Raw genomic sequence first — 17,597 nt, 5'->3', positions numbered from 1 at the left:
CCGAAGGCGCCCTTTGCTCGTTAGCGGACCACAAAGACGGAGCAGTCTGAATGCCTGATCACCCGGGCCGCGTTGGGCCCAAGCAGGTAATCTTTCAGATCCGGCTTATGTGCGCCAATCACGATCAGCCCGCTGCCGGCAGTTTCCGCAACTTTGAGGATCTCCTGATAGGCAGTGCCAGTAGCAACCAGGTGGCGTACCGTGGCGTTCCTCTCCTCGCCCAGCACCTTGGCGCTAAGTTCGCTGAGGCGCAAAGTGGCATCTTTCACCGCCTTCTCATGGTGATGGTCCTCAAAAAAGCCCGACACCCAGCTTTCTCCGAAATCCGGCAAGACGTTGACCACGTCCAGCTGAGCACCGTCCAGCTCTGCCAGGCGCGCTGCCTGGGCCAGAACCTTTTCGTCAGATGCCTGATCGCTCAATTCCAAGGCGCAAAGAACGGGCTTGCTCATACGGTAACTCCTTCCTGTTCCCGCCCGCGGCCACGCTGCAGCAGGGCAATCAGCGCCACCAGCAGCAAGGCCGGGAGGAAAATCAGCTCCTTGGGCAACTGGCTGGCCGGGGCCTGAATGGAGACGATCTGCACTGGTTCGTCGGCATAGAAATCAAAGCTCTCCAGGCTGGGGGCCGCAGGCGTGCCGAACATCGGCTCATCCAGTTTGACCGCGCCGTCTTCTTCAAGAAGCAGCAGGCCGAAGGCATCAACCGTCTGCTGGCCGCCAGTGCCGTCTGCGGTGACGATCAGTGTAGTGGACTTGATCTCGGAGGTGTCGAAATCAGGTCCTTGCACGGTGATCCTCATCTCTGCCCCCGGCTCCGCTGCCTCCAGCGCCTGGACAAGCTCTGCAGGCGGAACGTCGGCATAGGGCGGCATGATCCGGTTCATGAAGTAATCCGGCCTGAACAACGCAAAGGCGGCAAAGACCAGCAGGATACTCTCATAGATCCGGCTGCGGCTGACGAAATAGCCCATGGTGCCGGCGGTGAAGACCAGGATGGCTATTGTGGCTGAAACCGCAACCAGTATGCCTTGTGTCCAAGTCACATCGATCAGCAGAAGATCAGTGTTGAAAATGAACACAAACGGCAGCGCCACTGTGCGCAGGCTGTAGAAGAATGCGGTAAATCCGGTACGGATCGCATCACCGCCAGACACCGCAGCCGCAGCAAAGCTTGCCAGCCCGACTGGCGGCGTCACATCAGCCATGATCCCGAAGTAGAACACAAACAGGTGCACCGCGATCAGAGGCACGATCAGTCCGGACTGGGCACCCAGCTCGACCACCACTCCTGCCATCAGCGAACTGACCACGATGTAGTTAGCAGTCGTCGGAAGCCCCATTCCCAGCACCAGCGACAGCAACCCCACACAAGCCAGAACAAACACCAGCGTGGTTCCGGTCATATCTGTTGCGCGTTCCGCAACCGTACCTTCGAAACTGGTTATCCCGATCAGATCGGTCACCGGGCTGATCGCATGCACGCCGAGAGCAGAGATATAGGTCAGCCCATATGCCATGTTCTCGACCAGATCCGCCATCACCTGGCCAATGCCGGTGAGCGTCACGGTGCCAACAATAACCCCCGCAGTGGCAGTCGCCAATGCGATCCCGATCATGTTGCGGGCACCGTCAATCAATCCGGTCCAAAGATCCTGCACCCCCTCCATGAAGGCGTTGGCGGTATCGCTTTCGCCCCGGAAGACGGCCTTGAGAGGTTTCTGGGTCAGAAGGATCATGAACAACAGCGCCGTGGCCCAGAATGCTGACAGCCCGGGCGATTTTTGCTCGATCATCAGGAAGTACACCAGAACCAGGATCGGCAGCAGGTAATGCAGGCCGGCCTTGTAGATTTTAGCCACATCCGGCAGTTCCACATGTTTCGCGTTGGGATCATCGGGCTCAAGATCAGGTATCTGCGATGACAGTGCGACCATGGCCACATAGATCAGCAGAATGACCGCGAACATGACCAGCCCTGCAAAGCTCGGCACCCAGGCATACGCCAGGTCCACCGGAAACTGGGAGCCGTAGCACAGGCCTGCAAACACGGCAAAGAAGCTGAACATGCCCAGGACCGTTCGGGCAAGATGCACTTCGCGGTTGCCCAGTGTCGGCATGTTCCGCTTCACGGCCTCCAGATGCACGATATAGACCAGAGCAATGTAGGAGATCGCAGCTGGCAGGAAGGCATGGGTGATCACCTCGACATAGGAAATGCCGACATATTCCACCATCAGGAAGGCTGCAGCCCCCATCACCGGCGGCATAATCTGACCGTTCACGGAAGAAGCCACCTCAACGGAGCCGGCCTGCTCGCTGGTAAAGCCTACGCGCTTCATCAGCGGGATGGTGAAGGTGCCGGTTGTGACCACATTGGCGATGGAGGAGCCGGAAATCAGGCCGGTTGCGGCAGACCCCACAACGGCTGCCTTAGCGGGACCGCCACGGAGGTGGCCCAGGGCACCAAACGCCATCTTGATGAAGTAGTTCCCTGCCCCGGCCTTATCCAGAAGCGCACCGAACAGCACGAAAAGAAAGACAAATTTCGTCGACACACCCAGAGCGATGCCAAACACGCCCTCGGAGGTGATCCACATATGGCTCATCGCCTTTTTCAGGCTGGCACCTTTCCAGCGGATGACTTCAGGCACCCAATCTGAGGAGCCAAAGAACACATAGGCAAGGAAGATGGTAGCAATGATCGCCATCGCCGGACCAAGAGCACGGCGCGCCGCTTCGAACAGCAGGATAAGCCCAGCCAGAGCGAACCATTTATCAACGTCGTCGGCCAGCCCGCCAGAGTCGACGATTTTTTGATAGAAAATATAGCCATAAAGCGCGATTCCGGTGCCAACAACGGCAAAAACCCAGTCCTGGATCGGAATGTATCCGCGGGGACTGGATTTCAATGCCGGATATGCCGCGTACGCAAGGAACAGCGCAAACGCCAAGTGAATTTGCCGCGAATTGTTGATCACACTGCCTGGCAGCAGCTGGTTGGCCAGCGGTGAGGCCAGAATGACTTGGAAAAGCGACCAAATAACTGCGACGATTGCCAGGAAAACCCCTACACTCCCTACCGGATTGCGGGCGCCGGCGTCTGAGGACGCGACCAGTTCCTGAAGCTCTTCTTCGCTGAGCGGTCGATTTCCCTGAGCATCGGATGTCATGGATAATCTCCCCTTAGGCCGCTGCCTGCAGGCGCGGCCTCAATATAATCTCCCCATCCCTGGGGAACGAAACGGGGCGCTGCTGCGCCCCGTTCAAAAGTCCTGGCCGATTACTCGATCCAGCCTTTTTCTTTGTAGTATTTGGCCGCACCGGCATGCAGCGGTGCCGACAGGCCGTCTGCAATCATCTCTTCCGGTTTCAGGTGGGCAAAGGCCGGGTGCAGTTTCTTGAATGCGTCGAAGTTTTCAAACACCGAGCTGACCACCGCATAGACCGCATCTTCGGAGACATCCGCTGATGTGACGAAGGTCGCACCGACGCCAAAAGTCTGAGTGTCGGCATCTGAGCCGCGGTACATGCCGCCGGGGATTGTCGCGGTGCGGTAGAAGGCATTGTCGGCGACCAGCTGATCCACGGCTTCACCATCAACGGTCACCAGCACCGAGTCACAGGCGGTGGTGGCTTCCTGGATCGAGCCGGACGGGTGGCCAACAGTGTAGATCATCGCATCGATCTGGTTGTCGCAGAGCGCTGCAGACTGTTCCGCCGCTTTCAGCTCGGTTGCCAGGGCGAAATCTTCCATGCCCCAGCCCTTGGCACCCATCAGCACTTCCATGGTGCCGCGCTGGCCGGACCCCGGGTTGCCGATGTTCACACGCTTGCCTTTGAGGTCATCAAAGCTGGAGATGCCCGCGTCCGCGCGCGCCACCACGGTGAAAGGCTCCGGGTGCACCGAGAACACGGCGCGCAGACCTTCGAACGGGCCCTTCTCCTCGAATTTGTTGCTGCCGTTATAGGCATGGTACTGCCAGTCGGACTGCGCCACACCGAACTGCAGCTCGCCTTCGCGGATGGTGTTGATGTTGTAGACCGAGCCGCCGGTGGATTCGACAGCGCACTTGAATCCGTGCTCTTTGCGGCCCTTGTTCACCAGACGGCAGATGGCGCCGCCGGTCGGATAATAAACACCGGTCACGCCGCCGGTGCCGATGGTGATGTATTCCTGAGCAAATGCTGCGGGTGCCGAAAAGGACGCCGCCACCAATGCACCGATAGCCAGCTTGGTGTGTTTCATGATCAAGTCTCTCCCACTTGTCTTATGATTTGCAGCCCGGTCTGGAACGGCCGCGAAAGTGGTTTCCTGCCCCTTCCACGGCCCGGGATTTTGCCCGCCAGGCAAGGCGCGTGCGGTTTATTTTGCACGCGCAGCAGGGTTTCACCGGCACACTTCCAAGTCAAGGGTGCTATTTATTGACGCACCCCTTGTTGCGGTAATTTCCGCTTTATTGACGCAAGTTACGTATTTTTCCCCGTCAACTTGACCGGTTCGAAACCGTAAAGCCACGAAAAATTTCCTTGCTTCAGTTTGAAACCTGGCCGCGATTCTCCGGACTGCACGCAGACATCAGGAACCTGCCATTCCGGGCGCTGAATCTGCGAGGATAAAACAACGCAAATACGACGAACCCCCGTCAAGAAATTGGTGACAAACCGATTGCGTGACGCTAATAAGCATCACACAAAAAATTGAGCCGTGGTTCAAGAAACCCTGGCCGTGACCAACAGATTGACAGGGAGCTTGCAGCAATGCTGCTTAGCCAAGTGATTTATGCCAATCCGTCCCTGACGGATTTCTGGGCTTTGGAACGCTGTGTGTCCGCTGAGGCCCGCAAAATGCCCAAGGGGGCAAACGCGCCGCTGACGTGCGACGTGGAACCGGAGTTCCGCTGCACGCCGCGCAAGTGGGAGCTTATCCTATCCGCCGCGCACGAGCGCGGCTTGCGCGCGCGGCAGGCTCAGCAAGTGCAAAAAGCCTCCACTGAAAAACAATACGCCAACGCGTAAAGACCCCGCAAACCGATAGGCTGGCGGGGTCTCTTGTTTTTACTCTGCCGGGCTGGCCGCCGGCGTGCCCTTAACCCGTTCCCGCATGCCCTGCATCATTGCGTAAAGCACCGGGACAACGATCACGCCAACAACAGTGGCAGCCAGCATGCCACCAAAGACTGCGATGCCAATCGCGCGCTGGCTGGCAGCGCCGGCGCCGGAGGCAACCATCAGCGGCACCACCCCCAGCAGGAAGGACAGCGCGGTCATCATCACCGCCCGGAAACGCTGTTTGGCAGCTTCCTGTGCAGCTTCCCGGATCGTCAGGCCAGCTGCCCTCTGCTCCATGGCAAACTCCACAATCAGAATCGCGTTTTTTGAGGCCAGGCCGATCAGCATGATCATCCCGATCTGGGTGTAGAGGTTGATGTCATTGCCGGCCAGCGCCACCGCAGCCACCGCTCCGAATAACGCGACAATAACAGACAGCAGGATCGCCACCGGCATGGTCCAGCTTTCGTATTGCGCCACAAGGAACAGGTATCCGAACAGCACCGCCATCGCCAGGATCACTGTCACCAGGCCTGCCGAGTCGAGCTGCTGCTGAGCCGTGCCGGTCCATTCAAAGGCATATCCAGGCGGCAGAGCTGTGGCGGCTTCCTCCTGCATCACCCGGATAGCATCCCCGGTCGACAGGCCGGGGGCAGGAACTGCTGTCACAGTGGCAGACCGGAAGATGTTATGCCGCTTCAGCAGCACCGGTCCCAGCACGTTCTCCACATCGATCAGGGTCGACAGCGGCACCATTTCACCGGACTGCGCGCGCACATACAGGCCGCCGATATCCTCGATCTTGTCGCGGTAGGAGCCTTCTGCTTGCAGCATCACCTTGTAAACGCGGCCGAACAGGTTGAAGTCGTTGACATAATAGGAGCCAAGATGCGCCTGCATGGTCTGGAAGACTTCGGAAATGGGCACATCAAGCGTTTTGGCTTTCTCCCTGTTCAGATCCACGAAGACTTGCGGCACATTGGCCCGGAACGTGGTGTAGGACTGGGCGACTTCCGGCCGCTGGTTCGCGGAATAGACCAGTGAGCCAACAGATTGTGCCAGGTCCTGCGGTGTGCCGCCCGCCGTCTGCTGAACCGCCATTTCCACGCCGGCCGACATGCCGAGGCCCGAGATCGGGGGCGGGTTGAAAGCGACAATGCTGGCCGCGGCCTCGCCGTTGGCGATGCCATAGATCTGTCCAAGGATGGCATTCGGGTGCAGCGCTTCGCTTTGCCGCTCATCCCAAGGCGCGAGATTGGCAATGATCATCGCGCCATTGGCCCCGGCCCCATTCAGCAGGCTGAATCCGTTGACCAGAACCGTGCCTTGAACGCCGGGGATCTTCCTGATCTGCTCGTCGATCCGGCTGGTGACCGTTTCGGTGCGCCCCAGAGCCGCGGCGTCAGGCAATTGCACATCAACAAAGAGATAGCCATTGTCTTCGGCCGGCAGGAAGCCTTTGGAGGTTGTGTTGAAGATGCTGCCAGTTCCAAAAGCAACAGCTGCGATGATCGCGAGTCCGATGACCGGCAGCCGCAACAGACGCGTTACGATACTCAGGTAACCGCTGCGCACGCCGCCAATCATGTTTTCAAACAGTGCCAGCAGCCCTTTGGGCGGGCCGGACCGCGCCTTGAGCACAATACCGCAAAGCGCCGGAGACAGTGTCAGCGCATTGACAGAAGAGATCACCACCGCCACCGAGATGGTCACAGCAAACTGCGAGTAGAGCTGCCCGGTGATGCCCGGCATGAAGGTCACCGGCACAAACACCGCCAGCAGCACCAGCGTCGTGGCGATCACCGGCCCGGTGATCTGGCCCATGGCTTTGCGGGTTGCCTCAGCCGGCGGCAGGCCTTCTTCGGCGATGATGCGTTCGACGTTCTCAACCACAACAATGGCGTCGTCCACCACGATGCCGATTGCCAGCACCAGCGCAAACAGCGAGATGGTGTTCAGCGACATGCCGAGCACCAGCAGGAAGGCAAAGGTGCCGATCAAGGACACAGGGATCGCAACTGCCGGAATGATTGTCGCCCGGAAGGAGCCAAGAAAGATGAACACCACAGAGATCACCAGCACAAATGTCATCATCAGCGTGGAGATCACATCGTTCAGAGATTGCTCGACAAAGTCAGTGGTGTTGAAGGGCACCGCATAAGAGACGTCATCAGGGAAATCCGCCGACAGCCGGTCCATCTCTGCCAGAACAGCCTCTGATACCGCCAGCGCATTGGCCCCAGGGGCCTGGTAGACGGCCAGAATGGTGGCGGGCACGCCGTCATAGTAGCCGGATGAACTGTAGTTGGAGGCGCCCAATTCCACGCGAGCAATGTCGCTGAGCCGCACCGTGCTGCCGCCATCACCTGTACGGATCACGATATCCTCGAATTCGCTCACCTCGGTCAGGCGGCCCTTGGACTTAATGGTGTACTGAAACACCTGGTCGCCCGGAACCGGCGGAGCGCCCACCTGCCCTGCGGACACTTCGATGTTTTGTTCGCGCACCGCATTGATCACGTCACCGGGCGATATGCCCAGGCCGGCCATCTTGTTGGGATCCAGCCAGACCCGCATGGCATATTCAAAGTTGGTCAGGATGTCGGCCTTGCCCACACCCTCGACCCGCGCAAGGGCATCCTTGAGGTTGATGGCGGCATAGTTCGACAGGAACACACTGTCATATGAGCCATTGGGCGAGGTCAGCGCTGTCACCAGCAGCATGTTGGAAGAGCTTTTCTGTGTCACCACGCCGTTTGCGGTGACTTCCGCAGGCAGCGCGGCGACGGCTTGCGCAACCCGGTTCTGCACGTTGACCGACGCAATGTCCGGATCGGTGCCGACTTCAAAGGTCACTGACAGAGAATAGCTGCCGTTGTCCGCCGAGGTGGAGGACATGTAGAGCATCCCGTCCACGCCGTTGACCTGTGCTTCAATAGGGGCCGCAACGCTCTTTTCTACGGTTTCAGCATTGGCGCCGGGGTAACTGGCGGTGACATTCACCACCGGCGGGGTGATTTCAGGGAACTGTGCCACTGGCAGCGCGAAGTAGCCGATCACCCCCATGACCGTCAGGACGAGGGAGATGACAATCGCGAACTTTGGCCGCGAAATGAAAATGGAGGAAAACATCGCTTACTCTCCAGCCTGCCCGGCCAGCACCGGATCCACTTCCACGCCGGGGCGGATCTTCTGCAGGCCTTCGACAACAACGGTCTCGCCATTGGTCAAACCGTCCAGCACGATGATTCCCGTGCCCTGCACATCGCCGGTCACGATATAGCGCTGCTGCACCTGGTTTTGCTCATCGACCACCAGCACGAAAGGCCCCTGCTGGTCGCGCTGAATCGCCGCTTGGCTGATGACGATCCGGTCCACTGCTTCCTGGGACTGCAAACCGACGGTCAGGAAAGCGCCATCAAGGATCAGCCGGTGGCCGTTTTGGAACTCGGCCCGGATGGTCACGGCACCGGTTGCCGGATCAACCCGGTTGCCGGCAAAGGCGATTTTGCCTTTCTCTTCCAGCTCGGCTCCATTCGGCAGCACGACAAAAACTTCAGGCGCGGTCTCTGTGTCCGACCGGTCAATACCTTCGGATTCAAGCTGCTGCAGAATTTCTACGAACTGCTTCTCGTTCACGGAAAAAGACACGTAAACAGGTGCTTCCCGCACGATGTTGACCAAAGCCGAACCGCTGGGGCTCACCACATCGCCGATGCTGACCTCGACCCGGCCGACCCGGCCGGAGAACGGCGCGTGGATCTCAGTATAGCTCAGGTCCAGCTCTGCCTGCTGAATCGCAGCCTGGGCCGCACGCACCTGCGCCTCAGCCACAAGCTCATTGGCACGGGAGGTGTCCCGGTCCGCTTCCGGCACCGAGCCGCGTTCAAACAGCTCCTGCTTCCGGGCCAGGTCCAGCGAGGCAAGTTCCAGATTGGCTTCCGCCTGCGCCAGTTCTGCCCGGCGGCTTTCCAGAACGGCCTCATAGGCGCTGCGCTCGATGCGGAACAGCACGTCGCCCTGCTCAACTTCGGCACCGTCCTTGACCAGCACCTCTTCCAGGTAGCCGCTGACGCGGGCCATGATGTCGGCCTTGTCGATCGCTTCACCGCGGCCGATGAAAGAGGACGTGTCCTTGATCGGCTTGATCACCGCCTGAGCCACGGAAACCTTGGGCGCCGCCCCTTGCTGCGCCAGTGCCCCCGGAGCGGCCAAGCCAATTGCTGCGATTACCGCGAGCCCGGTTGCGCCGGGCAGGCCCCTGTTCCAAAAACGCTTCATTACTGAGCCTTTCAATCTGCCAGAAAAATCCGGGCGGCCTTTGCTGCGGGCCGCCGCTTTGTATCCAAACCGTTAATCGCATTGAATAACGTGCAGGTCTCTTCTGCAAGTTGCACACGTCCAAAGGCAGGCTTTCCGCCGCGGAAACTATACTTTTTTACCCGGGCTTCATCGAAACCTTGCACGCAGCGGCCAATTCAGGGAAACCGGTAGCCGAGCCCGGCACCGGGCACCCTCGCTGCGGAATTGATTTGGGAAGGGGAACCTCCGATGAAAGTGAATGGCACGCATTACCGCTCGCTTTGGTGGAATCACAAAGACGACGTGCTGGAGATCATCGACCAGCGGTGGCTGCCGCATGATTTCCGCGTCCAGCCTGTGAACACCCTGCAGGACTTCGCAGATGCCATTGTGGAGATGCGGGTGCGCGGTGCGCCGCTGATCGGCGCCACCGCGGCCTATGGCATGGCGCTGGCAATGCGTCAGGATCCGTCGGATGCGGCTATGGACCATGCTTGGAGTTTCCTCAACGCAACCCGCCCCACCGCCATCAATCTGCGCTGGGCGCTGGACCGCTGCCGCAACCACCTGCGCCCGCTGGCGGAGAGTGAGCGCGCGGCGGCTGCCCTGGCTTTGGCGCATGAAATTGCTGATGAGGATGTGGAGATCAACCGCAGCATTGGTTCCCATGGCCTGGAACTGATCAAGGAGATCGCAGCAAAGAAACCCGCGGGCGAGCCGGTCCGGCTGCTGACCCACTGCAACGCCGGCTGGATTGCAACCGTCGACTGGGGCACGGCCACCAGCCCGATGTACCAAGCCCATGACGCGGGCATCCCGATCCATGTCTGGGTCGATGAAACCCGCCCCCGCAACCAGGGCGCTCTGACCTCCTGGGAGCTGGGCAGCCACGGCATCAGCCACAGCTATATCACCGACAATGCAGGCGGCCACCTGATGCAGCACGGGCAAGTCGACCTGGTGATCACCGGCACCGACCGCACCACCCGCCGCGGTGACGTTTGCAACAAAATCGGCACGTATCTCAAAGCCTTGGCAGCCAAAGATAACGGTGTGCCCTTCTATGTCGCCCTGCCTTCGCCGACCATCGACTGGACTGTCTCCGACGGCGTGGCGGAAATTCCGATCGAAGAGCGCAGCGAACGTGAAATCACCCATGTTCAAGGCAAAACCGAAGATGGCGGAATTGGCGTGGTTCAGGTCACGCCGGATGGCACGCCCGGCGGCAACCCTGCCTTTGACGTGACGCCGAACCGGCTGGTCACCGGCCTGATCACCGAACGCGGGATTTGCGACGCTTCCGAGGAAGGGCTTGCAGGCCTGTTCCCTGAAATGGCCGCCGCCAAATCCGCCTGACCCGGTGCCGCAAGTGAAACCGCCGTATCAGGACAATACCGGACTGCGGCAGGCCGTCATTGACGCTTGCCTGGAAATGAATTCTGCCGGCATAAACCAGGGCACCTCTGGCAACATCTCGGTTCGTGCGGGCGGCCATATGCTGATCACCCCCTCTGGGGTGCCCTATGAAAAAATGACGCCGGAGATGCTTGTACAGATGCCGCTAGACGGCAGCTCCCCGCCGGAGGGCCAGCTGAAGCCTTCAACCGAATGGCCGTTTCATTTGGCGATCCTGCAGGCAAAGCCCTCAGTCAACGCGGTTGTCCACGCTCACCCGGTCTATTGCAGTGCTCTAGCGATGAACCGGCAGGAAATTCCTGCCTGCCATTACATGGTGGCCGCTTTTGGCGGGAATGACGTGCCGGTTGCAGATTACGCTCTGTTCGGCAGCCAGCAGCTGTCGGACAGTATCATCCTCGCCCTGCAGGAGCGCAGCGCTTGCCTGATGGCAAATCATGGCGCCGTCAGCACCGGAGAAAGCTTGCCGCGCGCCCTGTGGCGAATGGTGGAACTTGAAACACTTGCAAAGGGTTATGCGGCCAGCCTCACGCTTGGTCAACCGCACATCCTCAGCGAGGAGGAAATGGCCGAGGTCATCGCCGCCTTCGCTGACTACGGGCTGAAGGACAGCCGCTGACCCTGGAAGGTTTTATGCTGGAGGGACAATGAAGCACCCGCTGATCTTTGACGGCCACAACGACCTGCTGCTGCAAATCCAGTCTGGAAACGTCCTGGCCGGCGGCAGCGGCTTTCTTGGCGGCGGCGGTCACCATATCGATCTGGAAAAGGCCAAGGCGGGTGGATTCTGCGGCGGTTTCTTTGCCATTTTTGTCCCCGGCGATGGTGATGCCTCCTTCATGGAAGACATGATGGCAGAGAGCTACGACTTGCCGTTGCCGCCTGCCGTCGACTGGCCGCGGGCCGCCAGAACCGCCCTGGCCCAGGCTGCCATACTGACACGGCTGGAAACGCAAGGGGGCCTGCGGATCTGCCGTTCGGCTGCTGACATCCGCAGTGCCATGCAAGATGGCATCATGGCCGCGGTGATGCACATGGAGGGCGCCGAAGCCATAGACCCCGACTTTCATATGCTGGACGTGCTCTATGCTGCCGGGCTGCGGTCGCTGGGACCGGTCTGGAGCCGTCCGACGATATTTGGCCACGGCGTTCCCTTCCGGTTTCCGGGCAGCCCGGACACCGGCCCGGGGCTTACGGAAGATGGCATCCGCCTGGTTGAAAAATGCAATGATCTTGGGATGATGATCGATCTGTCTCATCTGAATGAAGCCGGGTTTTGGGATGTTGCCCGCCATAGCAGCAAACCGCTTGTTGCGACCCACTCCAACCCCCATGCCCTGTGCCCGCACAGCCGAAACCTGACCGACAGGCAGCTTCACGCCATCCGTGACAGCGACGGCATGGTCGGCTTGAACTTTGCGGTTGCCTTTCTGCGAGGGGACGGCCGGATGGATCCGGAAACACCTGTCTCTCGCATGATAGAGCACTTGGACCACCTGATCGGAGTACTGGGTGAAAACCGCGTCGGACTTGGTGCCGACTTTGACGGCGCGACGGTGCCTGCAGCCATCAAGGACATCTCTGGCCTTCCCATGCTTCGCAAAGCAATGAAAGCACGCGGATATGGTGATGAACTCATGACCAAACTTTGCCATGGCAACTGGCTTCGAGTACTCGGCAAAACCTTGAAATGAAGGGCTCTGCGAGCAGCAAGCCCAAACCCGATCAAGGTCGAAGGGCAGCTAGTCTGCCAAGTAAGCTTGCACAATTGCCTATTGCACAACGTTTACCTGAGGAGCTCTGAGAGCCTTGGGCTGCTTGGCAGGAGCAGATGCACGGTCAGCCTGCTGCTCTGCTATCTCTTTATGGCCAGAACTCTGAGCGTGCCGACGCCGGTGCCGGTGCCGGTGCCGGTGCCGTGAACGGTTTCGAGAGCGTCCTTTCAAACAATTGGCTCTGAGTGAATTGAATGGAATGTGATACTGTAGAAGTTGGGTTGGTCCGCCGGGGGGCCGGCTTGCCCCCGGTGGGAGCCTCACGGCAAGGCCACTCACACGGAACAGCCTGCCGGGGGCTCGGCCATGCTTTCAGCAAATGCACTTGGAAGCATCCGCCCCGCAAAGGGACGCCGAGGAAATCAACGCCGTCCCACATGACGCCTAAAATTCGGCAGAACGCCGCAAGGCTGCCTTCTGACACCTTGGACACAACAGCGGGACATAATGAGGGAGTCGTTGAAAGACAAAACAAGGGCCCACAGCAAGAACACGCTGCAGGCCCTTGTTTTTGTTGGTACCCAAGGCCGGACTCGAACCGGCACGCTGTCACCAGCGGGGGATTTTGAATTCTGCCGAATCTATTTCTTTTCAAAAGCTTACGGAAATTCTCTCCCGCAGACAAAACAGAAACAAAGGGTGAATGTGGGAGTGGCACAACGTTTTGGTTCGCGCAGCAACCATTACTCTGGAAGAACAGCAGAAGCCCTTCAGTCGGGTCCAGGACCACGTTCGTTCGCCATAGTCACATCTTCCGAAGTTCTTACCTGATAACCTTGCGTCTGGAGCCACCCCATGAGCCGTAAGAACGAATGAGTGTTCAACCCGTCGATAAGAGCATCAAGGAACTCGTCGCCACTGTCTGAGCACTTTTCACAACTAGGTTGGTTCGGGGAATTTGAAGCCCTAACATGTTCCTGAATAGATGTTCCCTGACCGCGGGCATGGGGGACAAGCACCCAGTCGCCATCAACTTCGGGAAGAGCTTGCCCAGACTTCTCTGGGCTGATTCCGACGATACTTCCGCTACGAAAAACGTACATCTCATTAAGGCTCCTAAATCATCCCACCCACAGGCGATTTGGCTGTCGGATACACTCTTGAAAGAACACCAGCCACAACTGCCCAACCAGAGGTTACCGGATGATCTAGTGTGCATTTTGGGTGCTTGACGACAGACGAAGCTCAAGTACGATCAAATTTGCCGCTCGAAAGTTAAGCAGGGATTAACAGCGAGATCAAACATCGTTAATGCATCGTTGTTTTGCTGATAACTATTGCCCGGTGTTCATGGATAGTGCCGAGCCGCTTCCAAAGCAGTAATCGCCTTCGGTAGTTTCTCGATCGGTACTGTCGCCAAGCTTGCCTGGTTCAGGCGCATCCTTGTTGCAACACTCCAGTGCTCATCCTCATTTGGAAACGCTGCTACAAAACCACTGTCTATGCAGGCCGATGAGACTAGCTCACCCTGAAGAAATCTTGGCCAAATTCTGTACGGCCGCGAAGTCTTCAGAGAACCTTACTTTGCTAACTGAAATCAGCCCACAGCGAGCCTGGAACATTTCAGAACAGACCAATCAGCAACCTAGAAAAGAAAATCCCCTTCGTCGAGCTGAAATGGCTGGATCCCTTCCAATAGGATCTGCCCTCCACCAGTGTGGATCAATGTGCCGTTGCCACTGGAACTGAAGTTCAGGTCAAAGAAACCGTTTGCCAGCCCATTGAGATCGATCAGATCGCTATCCCGTGTGAAATCGGAAATGGTATCGGAACCATGTTTCGCCTCGAAAACAAAGACGTCAGCTCCGGCACCGCCGTACAACAGATCCCTGCCCTCTCCACCCCAAAGCGTATCATTTCCAACTTGGCCATAAAGACTATCGGCGCCATTTCCACCCTGCAAGCGATCGTTACCCTTTCCTCCCCATAACCGATCGTTACCATTACCGCCGCGCAGCATGTCCTGTCCGAATTGGCCCAGCAGTGTATCCTGCCCCTCGCCACCTTCCAGCCAGTCATTGCCATCTTGCCCTTCTAGACGATCCTGATGCAGCCCTCCAAAAAGCTGGTCGCCATCAGCACCACCATACAGCCGGTCGTTACCCCAACCTCCCCACAGAATGTCAAACCCATCTCCTCCCGACAGTAGATCCGCCCCAGCTTCACCGTGCAAGCGGTCACTCTTCGCGCCGCCCCAGATGCTGTCGTTATCCGTGCCGCCCAGCAACGTGTCCCATCCGTCGCCGCCTTCCATCCAGTCATTTCCATCTTGCCCCTCAAGACGATCTCGACCCTGCCCCCCAAAAAGCCGGTCTCCTTCGGTACCACCGTACAGCCGGTCGTCACCCCAGCCTCCCCACAATACATCGTACCCTGCTTGTCCAAACAAAATGTCTGCTCCAGCTTCACCAAAGAGCCGGTCTCCCATCAAGCCACCCCAAAGCCGATCGTCGTCCTGGCCTCCAAGTAGTGTGTCCCAACCGTCTCCACCTTCCAGCCAGTCATTGCCGTCTTGCCCCTCAAGACGATCATTATGCAAACCGCCGAAAAGCTGATCTCCGTCATTTCCGCCATACAACCGGTCATTGCCCCAGCCTCCCCACAGAATGTCGAAGCCGCCCTGTCCATAAAGCAGATCAGCTCCGGCTTCACCATGTAGGCGGTCGCCTTGCAGACCTCCCCAAAGCCGATCATCACCCAGGCCACCGCGTAGAGTGTCATGTCCAGTTTGACCTAAAAGTGTGTCCTGGCCTGCTCCTCCTGCCAGCAAGTCGCGACCTTGTTCACCCTCAAGACGATCAGAATCGAAAGCTCCGAACAGCGTATCGTTGCCTCCCCCTCCTCGCAGCGTATCATTTCCGCTATCTCCGCGAATGTCGTCCCTTCCCCAATCTCCCTCCAGAAATTCATTGCCGCTGGTACCATTGACCCTTCGAGTGGTATCAACGGTGATCTCCACAAACTCAAAGGGATCCAACTCGACCGACAAATTCTGATCGCTGTTACCTAAGTCGCTTTTCGAAAGCTTGGTTTCGAGCGCCAAAACATCAGACTCAGTGGCAAAGTAAAAGTCTGAGAGTGTTTTTGGATTGGCAACCTTCGGTATGATACCATTCACATCAGGAAGATAAGTTAAGTATTCGCCATCGTCCCCAATCTTAATATGATCATCTGCAAGACTGCTACCAAGCAATTCACGCAATTCGACCCTCTCTTCCGCAGAGATCTCGCGCCGTTTCGTTCTCGTACCTGATATCTCCTGACCATCTGAATCGTATGCCCAATGTTCGCTGAGCCCGTCGGAGCTGGATGGATCGATACCAACATGGCGGCCGGTCCAGTTGTACGCTCCATTAGTAATCTTACTAATGTCCAAGTTTATCTTCTGATCGAAAACTTCAGACCGAGAGGTAACGTAAATTACGGTTTTGTAATCACTCTCGTAAACGTTAACTTCGAAGTTTTCACTTTCGTAACCTGAAACATCCAGGGTGGACATCAAATCACTTCCATTGCCAGATAGGCTTTCACTCATGTAATTAAACATATATCCTGAAGGCGTGAGTGAGATGGAGTTCTCATCCCTGTGATCTCCTGCCACTGCCGTTGTGGTATTGTGCCTTACTGCCCAAAAGTCGGCGCCATCGACACCCATTTCCAACATGTTTTGAAATTGCTCCTGGATAACCCCGGCAGACTTCAACCCAGTTTCACTCGCGTGGCGTGCACGAACGTTCCATTCCGTCACCTGAACGTCGACGCTCTTTGGCAACATCGCTTCCCATACAGAAAACCGAAGGTTCAAATAGTTATTTTCCCAGGCATCGTCGTCGCTGCCAAATCCAATTTGCGTTTTATTATAGTAGTAATGTGCGACAATGCCGTCGACACCCCAACCGGCCGCGCCGGCTTGGAAGCCGTTCGAAATGTCATGATCCTCATCCAGTTGCTCTAGAAGCTCGAGATTTGCTTTGACAACACTCTTTTCGTAAGAGTTTAGGGCGTTGTAGAACTGGCTTGCACTTTGGCCGTCTTGCCAATCGGAAGGCCTATCATCAATATCCCAAGTACCAAGTGCAAGGATAGCGTCATTGTCACTCACAGACCCAACTTTGGTGCCCTTGTAGTTTGATGACGAACCAGCTGTGTTCGCAGTTTGAATCCAGATGCCAGGATCGTGAGCAATGCCGTCATCATCCATACTCTCCTGAAGAGAGCTGATGATTTCCCTAGCGTTATTTCCATACTCGACTTCGTCTGCAGTCCCCCAGTATTCGTTCCCAATCTCATAGGCAACGATGAGACCGGCATCATCCCCCATGTAATCGAGTACAAGTTTCGACCACTCACGAAGGTCTTCATTGCTGGATTTCTCTTGAAGCGCGGGGATGACCAAAGTAGTTTCCGTGCCAGTTTTCTTAATCCAATCCAGGTAGTGAACCAAATCTGACGGCAGCTTACTTGAGCCTGATTTGGAATGGTCTAGTTTTGTGATATTTTCACCTTCAGCCTTTCCAGCCGGAAATCTCAAACGAGTTAACCCCAAGCTTTCAACGGCTTCCTGAAAACCCTCGCCGGGGACACCAGACAATTCATTCGTGTCTCCAATTATGTTTCCACCAAACATCCCTGACTTGACATAAAAGGACTGCGCACCTGTAGCCTTGAGCGAATAAGAAGCCATCACCTAGATCTCCCACCTCATATCTCTCACGCTGAACCTCACCCCCCAAACACACCATCTTAAGGTGTAAAAGGGCAAAAAAACCGCGTGATACAAAATTAGAACCCAGGAAGAACATAATGCGAACATTATTTAAGGATAGTTAACGGCCATGCAGGATCGAACAGGAATTCCTCCGCTCATTTCTCACCTTCTCCGTAAATAATTGTAAAAAACACAAATAATTATAAAAAAACTTTTCGAAAATCTTACCCCCTTTAAAATTGGCATTGCTAACCCCGACCACCTCTCACGGTGATCATTGGGCACTTAAAAATTCAATTCACCCCAAAAAAGCAAAGACCCGCTTCTCAACGGGCCTCTTTTTAG

11 protein-coding genes are annotated in these 17,597 nt (G+C 57.2%); 5 read left to right on the top strand and 6 right to left on the bottom strand.

Going from position 1 to position 17,597, the window contains the following annotated elements:
- Positions 1-20: 20 nt before the first annotated feature.
- From RA20_RS01240 to RA20_RS01230, 3 genes are all read right to left on the bottom strand, one after another.
- Positions 21-452, bottom strand: coding sequence for a universal stress protein (locus RA20_RS01240; protein ID WP_039123798.1), 432 nt, complete (start codon positions 450-452; stop codon positions 21-23).
- Positions 449-3,172, bottom strand: coding sequence for a TRAP transporter permease (locus RA20_RS01235; protein ID WP_039123797.1), 2,724 nt, complete (start codon positions 3,170-3,172; stop codon positions 449-451). The genes RA20_RS01240 and RA20_RS01235 overlap by 4 nt, the downstream gene beginning before the upstream one ends.
- Before the next feature lie 110 nt (positions 3,173-3,282).
- The gene (locus RA20_RS01230) at positions 3,283-4,248 is read right to left on the bottom strand and encodes a TAXI family TRAP transporter solute-binding subunit (RefSeq protein WP_039123796.1); all 966 of its coding nucleotides are present in this window, start codon (positions 4,246-4,248) and stop codon (positions 3,283-3,285) included.
- A gap of 512 nt (positions 4,249-4,760) precedes the next feature.
- On the opposite strand from RA20_RS01230, the gene RA20_RS01225 reads away from it, so the two are divergent.
- On the top strand, positions 4,761-5,018 hold the full coding sequence (locus RA20_RS01225) for a hypothetical protein (protein ID WP_052248767.1): 258 nt from the start codon (positions 4,761-4,763) through the stop codon (positions 5,016-5,018).
- Positions 5,019-5,057: 39 nt separating this feature from the next.
- On the opposite strand, the gene RA20_RS01220 is transcribed toward RA20_RS01225, so the two are convergent.
- Both RA20_RS01220 and RA20_RS01215 read right to left on the bottom strand, forming a co-directional pair.
- Entirely contained in the window at positions 5,058-8,183 is a 3,126-nt protein-coding gene (locus RA20_RS01220) for an efflux RND transporter permease subunit (RefSeq protein WP_039123795.1), read from the bottom strand.
- A gap of 3 nt (positions 8,184-8,186) precedes the next feature.
- On the bottom strand, positions 8,187-9,332 hold the full coding sequence (locus RA20_RS01215; RefSeq protein ID WP_039123794.1) for an efflux RND transporter periplasmic adaptor subunit: 1,146 nt from the start codon (positions 9,330-9,332) through the stop codon (positions 8,187-8,189).
- Positions 9,333-9,602: 270 nt separating this feature from the next.
- Here RA20_RS01215 and mtnA point away from each other — a divergent pair, with 270 nt between their 5' ends.
- The 4 genes from mtnA (at position 9,603) to RA20_RS25265 (ending at position 13,315) form a co-directional block, all read left to right on the top strand.
- A complete protein-coding gene (mtnA, locus tag RA20_RS01210; RefSeq protein WP_039123792.1) occupies positions 9,603-10,709 on the top strand; it encodes an S-methyl-5-thioribose-1-phosphate isomerase in 1,107 nt (368 codons plus the stop codon).
- Between the two features lie 13 nt (positions 10,710-10,722).
- On the top strand, positions 10,723-11,388 hold the full coding sequence (locus RA20_RS01205) for a class II aldolase/adducin family protein (protein ID WP_039124047.1): 666 nt from the start codon (positions 10,723-10,725) through the stop codon (positions 11,386-11,388).
- A 28-nt stretch (positions 11,389-11,416) separates the two neighbouring features.
- On the top strand, positions 11,417-12,463 hold the full coding sequence (locus RA20_RS01200; RefSeq protein WP_039123791.1) for a dipeptidase: 1,047 nt from the start codon (positions 11,417-11,419) through the stop codon (positions 12,461-12,463).
- 540 nt (positions 12,464-13,003) lie between these two features.
- Positions 13,004-13,315: a hypothetical protein gene (locus RA20_RS25265; protein WP_152618411.1), complete on the top strand. Its 312-nt coding sequence runs from the start codon at positions 13,004-13,006 to the stop codon at positions 13,313-13,315.
- An 814-nt stretch (positions 13,316-14,129) separates the two neighbouring features.
- Here RA20_RS25265 and RA20_RS24500 read toward each other — a convergent pair.
- Positions 14,130-17,228 carry a calcium-binding protein gene (locus tag RA20_RS24500; RefSeq protein ID WP_052248766.1) on the bottom strand — a complete coding sequence of 1,033 codons (3,099 nt, stop codon included), beginning with the start codon at positions 17,226-17,228 and terminating at the stop codon, positions 14,130-14,132.
- Positions 17,229-17,597 lie beyond the last annotated feature (369 nt).

The sequence above is a fragment of the Leisingera sp. ANG-Vp genome, from assembly GCF_000813725.1.
Taxonomy (GTDB): Bacteria; Pseudomonadota; Alphaproteobacteria; order Rhodobacterales; family Rhodobacteraceae; genus Leisingera.
The sequence above is the reverse complement of the archived record's forward strand: the minus strand, read 5'-3'. Positions and strand labels throughout refer to the sequence as shown.